12 protein-coding genes are annotated in these 11,069 nt (G+C 71.7%); 5 read left to right on the forward strand and 7 right to left on the reverse strand.

Annotation, left to right across the window (positions count from 1 at the left end; genetic code table 11):
• Nucleotides 1-276: hypothetical protein (locus tag ESO86_RS05345; protein WP_129233859.1), on the reverse strand; the 276-nt coding region annotated here is incomplete at its 3' end.
• Nucleotides 277-390: 114 nt separating this feature from the next.
• On the opposite strand from ESO86_RS05345, the gene ESO86_RS05350 reads away from it, so the two are divergent.
• Both ESO86_RS05350 and greA read left to right on the forward strand, forming a co-directional pair.
• The gene (locus tag ESO86_RS05350; protein ID WP_165307351.1) at nt 391-891 is read left to right on the forward strand and encodes a DUF4307 domain-containing protein; all 501 of its coding nucleotides are present in this window, start codon (nt 391-393) and stop codon (nt 889-891) included.
• Nucleotides 892-951: 60 nt separating this feature from the next.
• Nucleotides 952-1,443: a transcription elongation factor GreA gene (gene greA / locus ESO86_RS05355; RefSeq protein ID WP_129233862.1), complete on the forward strand. Its 492-nt coding sequence runs from the start codon at nt 952-954 to the stop codon at nt 1,441-1,443.
• A gap of 74 nt (nt 1,444-1,517) precedes the next feature.
• Here greA and ilvA read toward each other — a convergent pair whose 3' ends face one another.
• Both ilvA and ESO86_RS05365 read right to left on the reverse strand, forming a co-directional pair.
• On the reverse strand, nt 1,518-2,801 hold the full coding sequence (gene ilvA / locus ESO86_RS05360) for a threonine ammonia-lyase (RefSeq protein ID WP_129233864.1): 1,284 nt from the start codon (nt 2,799-2,801) through the stop codon (nt 1,518-1,520).
• Between the two features lies 1 nt (nt 2,802).
• Nucleotides 2,803-4,041 carry an AI-2E family transporter gene (locus tag ESO86_RS05365; RefSeq protein ID WP_242492215.1) on the reverse strand — a complete coding sequence of 413 codons (1,239 nt, stop codon included), beginning with the start codon at nt 4,039-4,041 and terminating at the stop codon, nt 2,803-2,805.
• Between the two features lie 71 nt (nt 4,042-4,112).
• On the opposite strand from ESO86_RS05365, the gene ESO86_RS05370 reads away from it, so the two are divergent.
• Entirely contained in the window at nt 4,113-5,375 is a 1,263-nt protein-coding gene (locus ESO86_RS05370; protein WP_129233866.1) for a winged helix-turn-helix domain-containing protein, read from the forward strand.
• A gap of 31 nt (nt 5,376-5,406) precedes the next feature.
• On the opposite strand, the gene ESO86_RS05375 is transcribed toward ESO86_RS05370, so the two are convergent.
• Together ESO86_RS05375 and ESO86_RS05380 are read right to left on the reverse strand one after the other, a co-directional pair.
• Nucleotides 5,407-6,279 (reverse strand): M48 family metalloprotease, encoded by an 873-nt coding sequence (locus ESO86_RS05375; RefSeq protein ID WP_129233868.1) that lies wholly within the window; start codon nt 6,277-6,279, stop codon nt 5,407-5,409.
• A gap of 6 nt (nt 6,280-6,285) precedes the next feature.
• Nucleotides 6,286-6,852 carry a LemA family protein gene (locus ESO86_RS05380; RefSeq protein ID WP_129233870.1) on the reverse strand — a complete coding sequence of 189 codons (567 nt, stop codon included), beginning with the start codon at nt 6,850-6,852 and terminating at the stop codon, nt 6,286-6,288.
• Nucleotides 6,853-6,985: 133 nt separating this feature from the next.
• On the opposite strand from ESO86_RS05380, the gene ESO86_RS05385 reads away from it, so the two are divergent.
• Together ESO86_RS05385 and ESO86_RS05390 are read left to right on the forward strand one after the other, a co-directional pair.
• Complete coding sequence (locus ESO86_RS05385; protein WP_422836477.1) at nt 6,986-7,819, forward strand: ABC transporter ATP-binding protein; 834 nt, start codon at nt 6,986-6,988, stop codon at nt 7,817-7,819.
• Complete coding sequence (locus ESO86_RS05390) at nt 7,816-8,550, forward strand: ABC transporter permease (RefSeq protein WP_129233874.1); 735 nt, start codon at nt 7,816-7,818, stop codon at nt 8,548-8,550. Before ESO86_RS05385 ends, ESO86_RS05390 begins: the two co-directional genes overlap by 4 nt.
• On the opposite strand, the gene ESO86_RS05395 is transcribed toward ESO86_RS05390, so the two are convergent.
• Both ESO86_RS05395 and ESO86_RS05400 read right to left on the reverse strand, forming a co-directional pair.
• Nucleotides 8,525-9,883: a D-arabinono-1,4-lactone oxidase gene (locus tag ESO86_RS05395; protein ID WP_129233876.1), complete on the reverse strand. Its 1,359-nt coding sequence runs from the start codon at nt 9,881-9,883 to the stop codon at nt 8,525-8,527. The genes ESO86_RS05390 and ESO86_RS05395 overlap by 26 nt on opposite strands.
• The coding region (locus ESO86_RS05400; protein ID WP_129233878.1) for an alanine racemase at nt 9,880-11,069 on the reverse strand (1,190 nt) is incomplete at its 5' end. The genes ESO86_RS05395 and ESO86_RS05400, both read right to left, overlap by 4 nt.

Below are 11,069 nucleotides of genomic sequence, written 5' to 3' on the forward strand. Positions count from 1 at the left end.
GTCCGCCTGCGACGCATCCGCGTCCTCGACCGGCGTGTCGCCGCCGACCGCGGCCTCGGCCGCGGCGGCCTCCTCGGCCGCGATGCGCTCGCGCGCCTCGGCCCGGTAGTTCACCCGGCGGATGCGTCGGACCATGTCGATCACGAGCAGCAGCACCGCGCCCATGATCAGGATGGTGGCGATGAACCCCACCACGCCGGGAGTGACGTCGTTGGGGTCGAACTCCTCCTCGGCGGCCGCGACGAGCGTGAGCGCCGACGCGAGCGCGGGGCTCATCGGCGGTCTCCGCGAATGGTGACGGCGGGCGCGACGAGCATCGGATTCCCTTCAGGGACGGCGGGTTAGGCTGGGAGCCAAGCCTAGACGATCCACCCGGGAAGGAGCCGCTCGGTGCCCCGACGCGAGTCCGCCGACGCGGCGGCCGAGGACGCCGCACTCGACGGCGTCCCCGCACCGGCGGGAACCCGATCCTCCGCCGACGCGAGCGGATCGACCGGTGCACCCGACCTCGCCCGCCGCTACGGCCGTACGCCCGCTCGCCGTCGCCGCGACCGGTCCATCCTCGTCGGCGGCGCGATCGCGTTCGCGGCGGTCCTCGTCTCGTGGGTCGTCTGGGCGGGGCTCGACGGCAACACGCCACTCGTGCAGGCCACCGATCTCGGTCACGAACTCCTCGACACGCGTGCGGTCGAGGTGACCTGGCGCCTGTCGGTTCCGTCCGGGAACGCCACCGCGTGCGTCGTCCAGGCGTTCAACGAGGACTTCACCGTCGTCGGATGGAAGGTGGTCGAGATCCCGGCGTCCGACCGGCCGTTGCGCACCTTCACCGAGACCGTTCGGACGGCGCAGGAGGCCAACACCGGTTTGATCTCCACCTGCTGGCTTCGGTAGAATGGGTGATTCGCCCCGGCAGACGCTGGGGCGACATGTCTATCCACGGGAGTGTGCACCATGGCGCAGGACGCCACCGTCACCTGGCTCACCCAGGAGGCCTTCGACCGCCTGAACGCCGAGCTCGAGCACCTCTCCACGACCGGCCGGGACGAGATCGCCAAGCGCATCGAGGCCGCGCGTGAGGAGGGCGACCTCAAGGAGAACGGCGGCTACCACGCCGCGAAGGACGAGCAGGGCAAGCAGGAGGCCCGCATCCGCCAGCTCACCGAGCTGCTCCGCCACGCCGAGGTCGGCGAGGCGCCGACCTCGAGCGGCGTCGTCGAGTCCGGCACCGTCATCACCGCGGTCGTCGCGGGCGACGAGGAGCGGTTCCTCATCGGCAGCCGCGAGATCGCGGGCGACTCAGAGCTCGACGTCTTCAGCGAGCAGTCGCCCCTCGGCGCGGCGATCCTCGGCCTGAAGGTCGGCGATTCCACCTCGTACACCACGCCGAACGGCCGCGAGATCGCCGTCGAGATCACCGGCGTCGACACCTGGTCCGGGCAGTGACGCGCTGACCCGGCGAATCGCGAACGGCCCCTCCGATCGGAGGGGCCGTTCCGCGTTCCGGGATCAGCCGCCGGTCACTCGGCGATGATCTCCGGCTCGTATCCGGCGCGACGCAGGATCGCGACGACCTCCTCGCGATGCACCGGCCCCCGCGTCTCGACGGAGAGCTGCAGCGCGACCTCGGAGATCTGCATGCCGGCGCCGTGGCGCGTGTGCAGCACCTCGACGACGTTCGCGTTCGCCGCGGCGAGCAGCTCGGAGATGCGCGCGAGCTGGCCCGGGCGGTCGGGCAGCCCGATCCGCAGCGTCAGGTAGCGGTCGGATGCCGCGAGGCCGTGTGCGATCACGCGCTGCATGAGCAGCGGGTCGATGTTCCCTCCCGAGAGCACGACCACGAGTGGGCCGTCGGAGCGCACCCTCCCGGTCATGAGTGCGGCCACCCCGACCGCCCCGGCCGGCTCGACGACGAGCTTCGCCCGCTCGAGCAGCACGAGCAGCGCCCGGGCGATGTCGTCCTCGCTGACCGTGACGACCTCGTCGATCGCGTCGCGGATGATCTCGAAGTTCAGCTCGCCGGGCCGGTACACCGCGATGCCGTCGGCGATCGTCGGCACGACCGGGACGGCGGTCGGCTCGCCCGATGCCAGCGACGGCACGTAGGGCGAGGCGTTCTGGGCCTGGACGCCGATCACGCGCACCGTCCGGCCGAGCGCCGCGGCCTTCTGCTTGGCCGCGCTCGCGATGCCGGAGGCGAGCCCGCCGCCGCCGATCGGCACGACGATGGTCGTCGCGTCCGGAGCCTGCTCGAGGATCTCGAGGCCGAGCGTGCCCTGTCCGGCGATGACGTCCGCGTGGTCGTAGGGCGGGATCACGGTCGCGCCGGTCTCGGTCGCGAACCGGGCGGCCGCCTCGAGCGTCTCGCCGATCGAGTCGCCGCGGAGCACGACGTCGGCGCCGTACGCCCTGGTCGCCTCGAGCTTCGGCAGCGCGACGCCGACGGGCATGAAGATGGTCGCCCGGATGCCGAGTTCTCTCGCCGCGTAGGCGACGCCCTGCGCGTGGTTTCCGGCGGACGCCGCCACGACGCCCCTCGCGCGTTCGTCGGCGGTGAGCGCCGAGAGCCGGTTGAAGGCGCCGCGGAGCTTGTAGGACCCCGTACGCTGCAGGTTCTCGCACTTGAGGTGCACCGGCACCCCCGCGATCGCGCCGAGGTAGCGCGAGGTCTCCATCGGCGTGCGGCGGGCGATGGCGGCGACCGTGCGCTGGGCGTGCTCGAAGTCGGCGAGGGTCGGGCCGGGGAGCGCTACTCCGGCGGTTCCGCTCGCCTCGGCGGAGGTGGTGTCGAGGGCGTGGTTCATGTCACCGTCCGTATCCGGGTCGCTGGGGTACCGTGCGCCACAGCGGAGATCGGATCTCGGCGGGCGGGGGCGGTTCGGCCTGCCTCCAGGCGCCGCCCGAGATGTACATGATCATGACGTTGGCCACGGCGGCCACGGGCACCGCGAAGAGCGCGCCCGGGATGCCCGCGAGGAGCGACCCGGTGGCGACCGCGACGACTACGCCGAGCGGGTGCACCTTGACGGCGGTGCCCATGATCAGCGGCTGCAGCACGTGACCCTCGACCTGCTGCACCAGCAACACGACGCCGAGCATCGCGAGCGCGATGCCCCAGCCGTTGTAGACGAGTGCCACGAACACGGCCAGCGCACCCGTCACGACCGCACCGACGATCGGGATGAACGAGCCGAGGAAGACGAGCACGGCGATCGGGATCGCGAGGGGAACGCCGAGCAGGAGCGCGCCGAGGCCGATGCCGACCGCGTCGATGGCCGCGACGAAGATCTGGACGCGGACGAAGTTCTCGAGCGTCGACCAGCCCGATCGACCGGCCCCGTCGATCGCGGCGCGCGCGCGGCGGGGGAAGATCCCGACGATCCAGTCCCAGATGCCGCGGCCGTCGATCAGGATGAAGAGCGTGGCGAAGAGGGCCAGCAGGAGCCCGGCGAGGAAGTGCCCGATCGACGAGCTCACCGACAGCGCTCCCGACACGAGCACCCCGCTCTGCTGCTGCGCGGCCTCGACCACCTGCTGCACCACCTGGTCGAACTGCTGGGAGGTCACGTGCAGCGGCCCCTCCAGGAGCCACGCCCGGAAGTCCTCCCACGCCACGACGCTCTGCTCGGCGAGGTCGGCGGAGCCGCGCACGATCTGGGAGATGCCGAGCGTCAGCAGACCTCCGACGAATGCGAGCGTCGCGACCATCGCGGCGGCGACCGCGAGCCCCTTGGGCCACCGGTGCCGTTGGAGGAACTCCGAGAACGGCACGAGGAGGGCCGAGATGAGCATGGCGACGAGGACCGGGATGATCACGAGTCGCAGCTGGATGACCAGGAAGATGACGACGGCGAGCACCCCGCCGACGAGCAGCAGCCGCCACGACCACGCGGCGGCGACGCGCATGGGATAGGGCACGGATGCCGCCGCGTCGCGCACGGGCTCGGCATCGGGCCGCTCGGCGCCTCGGGACGCCCGCTCGGACGTGGAGGATCGGCGCACGCGCATCCGCCGCGCACGCGAGGTCCCCTTCGCCTCGGTCACCGTCACAGTCTAGGCGCGGGTGCATGCGCGGACGGCCATGTGTCGGCGGTCATCGCTATGGTCGAGACACCATGGTCGACCAGGTCTCTCCCGCGCTCGCACGTCGCATCGCACTCGCTGCCCAGGGCTTCGGTCGCGCCGCTCCCGAATCGCCCGGCACGCGACAGCTCGCGGGCGTCGTCGACCGGCTGGGGCTCCTGCAGATCGACTCGGTGAACGTGTTCGAGCGCAGCCACTACCTCCCGGCGTTCAGTCGTCTCGGCGCGTACGACCGCGACCTGCTCGACCGCATGTCGTGGGGGCGCAAGGGGCGCATGGTCGAGTACTGGGCGCACCAGGCGGCCTTCATCCCGCGCGACCTCTGGCCGTTGTTCGAGTTCCGGCGTGCCGAGTACCGCCGGGAGGGCGCGTCCGCCTGGGGCGGGTGGCTGACCGAGAACCGCGACCTGGCGACGTGGCTGCTGGCCGAGCTCGCCGAGAACGGGCCGATGCCCGCGAGCGCGATCGAGCACGATGCGAACGAGCGTCGAGGCCCGTGGTGGGGCTGGTCCGACGCGAAGCGCGCGCTCGAGTGGATGTTCCGGACCGGCGAGGTCGTCTGCGTCGAGCGCCGGCGATTCGAGCGCGTCTACGCGCTGCCCGAGCAGGCCCTCGAACCGCACCTGCTCGAACACGGGCCACCCGAGCCCGACGCGATCCGCGTCCTCGTCGAGCGGGCCGCGTTCGCGCTGGGCATCGCGACCGTCGCCGACCTCGCCGACTACTGGCGGATGCTCCAGACGCAGGTCCGGCCCGCGATCGCCGACCTCGTCGACGCAGGGGTTCTGGTGCCGGTGGAGGTGCCGGGCTGGGGCAACGGCGGCCGGGCGGCGACCGCCTGGGTGCACCGCGACGCCCGACGACCCCGACGCATCGAGGCCGTCGCGCTGCTCTCGCCGTTCGACCCCGTCGTCTGGTTCCGCCCGCGCACCGAGCGCCTCTTCGACTTCCACTACCGCATCGAGATCTACACCCCGGAGCCCCAGCGCAAGTTCGGCTACTACTCGCTGCCCGTGCTCCTCGACGACCGCGTGGTCGGCAGGGTCGACCTCAAGAGCGATCGCAAGGCGGGCGTGCTGCGCGTCCAGTCCGCCTGGGCCGAGGCCGGCGCCCCCGGAGACACCGCAGAGCGGCTCGTACCGGTCCTCCGCGCAGCGGCGGCGTGGCAGGGCCTCGACGACGTGACGGTGACCGGTCGCGGCGACCTCTCGCCTGCCATCCGCTCGGCCCTCGGCGACTCCGCGCGGACGAGCACCGTACCGACGAGCACCGTACCGACGAGCGCCGTCCCGTGACGCCGAGCACCCCGGCCGCAACGGAGGCGGTCTAGAAGCTCCGGCCCATCTCGTGCAGTCGCTTCACCCGATCGGGGATCGGCGGGTGCGTCGCGAACAGGCGGTCGATCACGCCGGGCTTCAGCGGGTCGGCGATCCAGAGGTGCGCCATCGACGAGTTCTGGCGCCGCATCGGGCGGCCGTACTGCTCGAGCTTGAGCAGGGCGCGTGCGAGCGCGTCGGGATGACGGGTGGTCATCGCGCCCGTGGCATCCGCCAGGTACTCGCGCTGCCGCGAGATCGCGAGCTGCACGAGGCTCGCGACGAGCGGCGCGATGAGCATCGCCACCAGGCCGAAGATCATGACGACCGGATTGCCGTTGCTGTTCCGCCCGAAGAAGGCCATGCGAACGAACATGTCGGAGATGAAGCCGACGGCGACGACGAGGCCGAACACGATCATGGAGAGCCGGATGTCGTAGTTGCGGACGTGCCCGAGCTCGTGCGCCATGACGCCCTCCAGCTCGGAGTCGTCCATGATCTCGAGCAGCCCCGTGGTCGCCGCGACGATCGCGTGCTCGGGGTCGCGTCCGGTGGCGAACGCGTTCGGTGCAGGGTCCGAGATGACGAAGACGCGAGGCATCTGCGTACCGGTCGTGATCGAGAGGTTCTCGACCGTGCGCCAGAGCCGCGGATGCTCCGACACGCTGTGGATCTCGACCGCGCCCGACATGGCGAGGGCCTGCCGGTCGGCAGTGAAGTACTGGAAGAGCGCGTACGCCGTCGCGATGACGAGCGTGATCACGACGATGGTCAGGTCCTGGTAGATCACCGCGGCGAGGTAGCCGAGCCCGCCGACGATGGCGAGGAAGAGCAGGATCGTGAAGACGGAGTTGCGCTTGTTCCGGGCGATCGCTCGGTACATCGGCGGCTAGAACTGCACGCGCGGAGGTTCGGCGATGGCCGCCGCCTCCGTCACCTCGAAGAACTCCCGCTCGTGGAAGCCGAGGCTGCGCACGAACAGCGTGTTCGGGAAGACCTTGATCTTCGTGTTGAGCTCGCGGACGCCGCCGTTGTAGAACCGGCGCGACGCCTGGATCTTGTCCTCGGTGTCGACGAGCTCGGACTGCAGCTGCAGGAAGTTCTGGCTGGCCTGGAGCTGCGGGTACGCCTCGGCGACCGCGAAGATCGACTTCAGCGCCTGCTGCATGTGGTTCTCGGCAGCGGATGCCTCGGCCGGGCCACCGGCGGAGAGCGTCTCGGCACGTGCCTTGGTGACGTTCTCGAAGACGGCCTTCTCATGGGCCGCGTAGCCCTTGACCGCCTCGATGAGGTTCGGGATCAGGTCGGCGCGACGCTTCAGCTGCACCGTGATGTCGCTCCACGCCTCGTCGACGCGGACGTTCAGCGTCACGAGGGAGTTGTAGGTCGCCCACAGGTAGATGCCGATCACCAGGACGAGGACGACGACGATGATGAGCGGGATCAGCCATTCCATGGCGGGGACTCCTGAGGCTTCGGCGACGAATTCACTGGACGATCAATCCTAGCGATCGGCCCCGCGAGGCGCCTCAACTCCCATGAGACTCGAAGCGAGCGGAGGCGTCCCTCCGGGGCGTAGGCTCGGCCACGTGGACGAGTCCTCCACCCCGCACGCACGACACCGCGCACCGACGGCGGCCGTGGCCGCGACCACACCCCGCGGGACGCCCGAGGGCGACGGCGCGGACTCCGTCATCGTCGTCCGCGACCTGCACGTGCGCCGCGCGAGGACGCCCGTGCTCCACGGGCTCTCGCTCACGGTGCAGCGCGGGCGGATCGTCGGCCTCCTCGGCCCGAGCGGCAGCGGCAAGACGACGCTCATGCGCTCGATCGTCGGCGTGCAGGTCGTGCAGTCGGGCACGGTCGAGGTGCTCGGACTCCCCGCCGGCTCGCGCGAGCTCCGCCGCCGCGTCGCGTACGTGACCCAGCAGCCGAGCGTGTACGACGACCTCACCGTGCGGCAGAACCTCGCCTACTTCGCCCGCGTGCTCGGCGTCCGGAGGACGAAGGTCGACGAGGCGATCGCGAGGACGCATCTCGGCGACGTCGAGCGACGCCTCGCCGGCTCGCTCTCGGGCGGGCAGCGGAGCCGTGTCTCGCTCGCCGCCGCACTCCTCGGCGACGCCGAACTGCTCGTCCTCGACGAGCCCACGGTCGGGCTCGACCCGGTGCTGCGCGTCGAGCTGTGGGAGCTCTTCCACCAGTTGGCGGGCGAGGGCGCGACCCTCATCGTCTCGAGCCACGTGATGGACGAGGCCAAGCGCTGCGACCAGCTCCTGCTGATGCGGAACGGCGAGCTGCTCGCCGACGCGTCGGTCGCGAGCGTGCTCGCCGCGACCGGAACCGACGACATGGAGACCGCGTTCCTCACGCTCATCGAGCGCGCGACCACGCCGATGACCGACGAGGAGACGTCGCGATGACGCCCGCGCGCACGCTCGCGACCGCCGGTCGGGTGCTCAGCCAGATCCGGCACGATCCGCGCACCATCGGGCTGCTGCTCGTCGTGCCGAGCCTGCTCATCGGCCTCGTCGCCTGGATCTTCACCGACACCGACGTGTTCGCCACGATCGGTCCGGCGATGATCGCGCTGTTCCCCTTCATCGTGATGTTCCTCGTGACGAGCATCGCGACGCTCCGCGAGCGGCGCTCGGGGACCCTGGAGCGGCTCTTCTCGATGCCGCTCGGCAAGGGCGACTTCATCCTGGGCTACGCGCTGGCGTTCGGACTCCTGGCGATCTTCCAGACGGCGATCGCGGTGTCGTGGGCCGTCTGGGTGTGCGGCCTCGAGATCGAGGGATCGATCTGGCTCCTGTTCGCCGTGGCGGTCTCCGATGCCCTCCTCGGCACCGCGCTCGGCCTCCTCGCCAGCGCGTTCGCGCGCACCGAGTTCCAGGTGGTGCAGTTCATGCCCGTGCTGGTGTTCCCGCAGATCCTGCTGGGCGGGATCTTCCTGCCGCGCGACCAGCTTCCCGAGGTGCTCCAGGCGATCGGCGACGCGCTCCCGCTGAGCTTCGCGATCGACGCGCTGACGGCCGTCGCCGACGGCTCGGAGGACGCGGCGTGGATCTGGGGGAAGGTGCTGGTGATCGGGGCCTGGATCGTCGGGTCGATCGTGCTCGGGTCGATCACGCTGCGCCGTCGAACGCCCTGACCTCCGACCGGCCGCCGGCCCCTTCGGCGCCGCCCAGCACGCGGTCGAGGTACGGGTTGGCGAATCGCCGCTCCGGATCCAGTTCGGCGCGCACCGCGAGGAAGTCGTCGAAGCGGGGATACAGCAGCCGGAGGGACTCGGCGGTCTGCGTGTGCATCTTGCCCCAGTGCGGCCGCCCGCCGAGCGAGCGCATGATGTCCTCGACCCCTGCGAAGTACGCGGCGGGGTCCTCGCGGAAGTAGCGGTGGACGGCGATGTACCCGGTCTCCCGCCGATATGCGGTCGACAGCCAGTTCTCGTCGGGAGCGGCGGCCCGGACCTCGATCGGGAAGCTGATGCGCCATCCGCGGGTCGCGATGAGGGAGCGGATGGCGCGGAACGCCTCGGGAACCGCGTCGAGCGGGATCGCGTACTCCATCTCGCGGAACCGAACCGACCGGTTCGTCGTGAAGACCTTCGGCGAGAGGTCGCTGAAGTCCCGGTTGCCGGTGAATCGCTCGACGAGGCGCGCGAGCGGCGGCGTGGCACCGGGGGCGACTCGGCCGAGCGCGCACATCGCCCGGTAGACGCCGTTCGCGAGGACCTCGTCGGAGAGCCAGCGCTCGGCGCGACCGAGCGGGGACCGACGGGCATCGCCGGGCAGCCGCGTGTTGGCCTTCGTGAGGGCCGTCGCCGTGTGCGGGAACCAGTAGAACTCGAAGTGGTCATGGGCGCGGACGCGCGGCATCCACTCGTCGAGGACCTGGTCGACCGGCTCGGTCCGCTCGACGGCGTGCAGCACGAACCGCGGCACGAGCTGGAGCGTGAGCTCGGTGAGCACGCCGAGGGCGCCGAGGCCGAGCCGCACCGCGGGGAGCAGTTCGGCCCGCTCGGCCTCGCCGATCGTGAGGAGCTCGCCCGTGCCGGTCACGATCCGAGCGCCGACGACCTGCGTCGCGAGACCGCCGAAGCGGATCCCCGTCCCGTGCGTCCCGGTCGAGGTCGCGCCCGAGATGGTCTGCCGGTCGATGTCGCCCATGTTCGCCATCGCGAGCCCGTAGGGCTCGAGCAGGTGCGGCAGGCGATGCAGCGGGGTGCCGGCGCCGAGCGTGACGCGGCCGGAGGCGGCATCCGCGGCGAGCACGCCCGACAGGTCGGTGAGGTCGAGCTGGATGTCCGGCGCGGCCGCGATCGCGGTGAAGCTGTGGCCGGACCCGACGGGCTTGATGCGCCGACCCTCCGCGGCGAGCACCGCGCGCTGCACCGCACCCTCGTCTGCTGGACGCTCGATCCGATTCGGGCGCACCGCCGCGGTGCGCCCCCAGTTGCGCCAGACCGCTCCGCTCGCCGTCACAGGAACGCCTCCCCCTCTCCACGATACGTCGGCACCGTGCCGACGAACTCGTCGCCGTCGACCACTGCGAACTCGTTCAGGTGCTCGGCGAGCTCCCCGGACTTGGTGTGCCGGAACCACACCCGGTCGCCCGGTCGCAGGCGCCCGGCGCCGTCGCCGGTCAGCGGGGTCTGCACCTCCCCCGCACCCTCGCGCGGCAGCATCCGGAGCCCCTCCGGCCAGACGATGCGGGGCAACCTGTCGGCCGCGGGAGGGCCGGACGCGACCCATCCGCCGCCGAGGACGGTCGCGTGCCGCGGGCTCGGGGAACGCACGACGTCGAGCGCGAACGCCGCGGCCGGCGCGGGCGTGAAGTGGGCGTAGCCGTCGAAGAGGTGCCCGGCGAGGATGCCGGATCCCGCGCCGAGCTCGGTGATCGACGGGTCCGCGGCGGTCGCCTCGAGCGATCCGGTGCCGCCGCCGTTCACGAACTCGAGTTCGGCATGGCGCCGCACCGAGGCGACCGCGCGGGCGCGCCGCTCGACGAGTTCGGGCAGCGACCGGGACTGCATCCAGCGGTTCACCAGCCCGTCGACGGGGCGGCCTCGAGGTGCGTTCGCGACGCCCGCGATCTGCGCCTCGTACGCCATCAGCCCGACGACGCGGAAGCCGGGACGCGCGGCGACGTACGCGGCGAGCGCGCCGGCGTCCTCGGGCTCGTGCACCGGCGAGCGGCGCACGCCGAGGTGGCCGAGCAGGGGCGCGTGCCAGGATGCGTCGAGTTCGAGGCACACCCTCAGGGTCTCGCGCTGCGCCGGCGACAGGACCGCGTCCACGAGGTCGAGCTGGGCGGGCGAGTCGACCATCAGGGTGATGCGGCGCGCGAGGTCGGCGTCGGTCGCGAGCCGGCGGATGCCCGCGACCTCGGCGGTCGGGTAGCCGACGACGAGGTCGTCGAGCTGCGGCATCCGCTCGGCCAGCCGGATCGCCTCGCCGAGCGTGTACGCGAGGACGCCCCGATAGCCGGGCAGCGCGAGGAGCGCCTCGACGACCGCACGGACCCGGATCGACTTGGTGGCGATGCGGATGGGCGCGCCGGCGGCGCGGCGCAGCATCTCCTGCGCGTTCCAGCGCAGGGCGCCGAGGTGCAGGGCGCCGACCGGCGCGTCGAGGTGCCGCGTCGCCTCGGTGAGCGCCGGCCAGTGGG

Origin of the sequence: Agromyces binzhouensis (assembly GCF_004135055.1) — a bacterium.
Classification (GTDB): Bacteria; Actinomycetota; Actinomycetes; order Actinomycetales; family Microbacteriaceae; genus Agromyces; species Agromyces binzhouensis.

Bases quoted from the DNA above. Each gene is read 5' to 3' on its own strand.
- greA (WP_129233862.1), top strand. From the start codon at position 952: ATGGCGCAGGACGCCACCGTCACCTGGCTCACCCAGGAGGCCTTCGAC.
- ilvA (WP_129233864.1), bottom strand. From the start codon at position 2,801: ATGAACCACGCCCTCGACACCACCTCCGCCGAGGCGAGCGGAACCGCC.
- ESO86_RS05370 (WP_129233866.1), top strand. From the start codon at position 4,113: ATGGTCGACCAGGTCTCTCCCGCGCTCGCACGTCGCATCGCACTCGCT.
- ESO86_RS05375 (WP_129233868.1), bottom strand. From the start codon at position 6,279: ATGTACCGAGCGATCGCCCGGAACAAGCGCAACTCCGTCTTCACGATC.
- ESO86_RS05380 (WP_129233870.1), bottom strand. From the start codon at position 6,852: ATGGAATGGCTGATCCCGCTCATCATCGTCGTCGTCCTCGTCCTGGTG.
- ESO86_RS05390 (WP_129233874.1), top strand. From the start codon at position 7,816: ATGACGCCCGCGCGCACGCTCGCGACCGCCGGTCGGGTGCTCAGCCAG.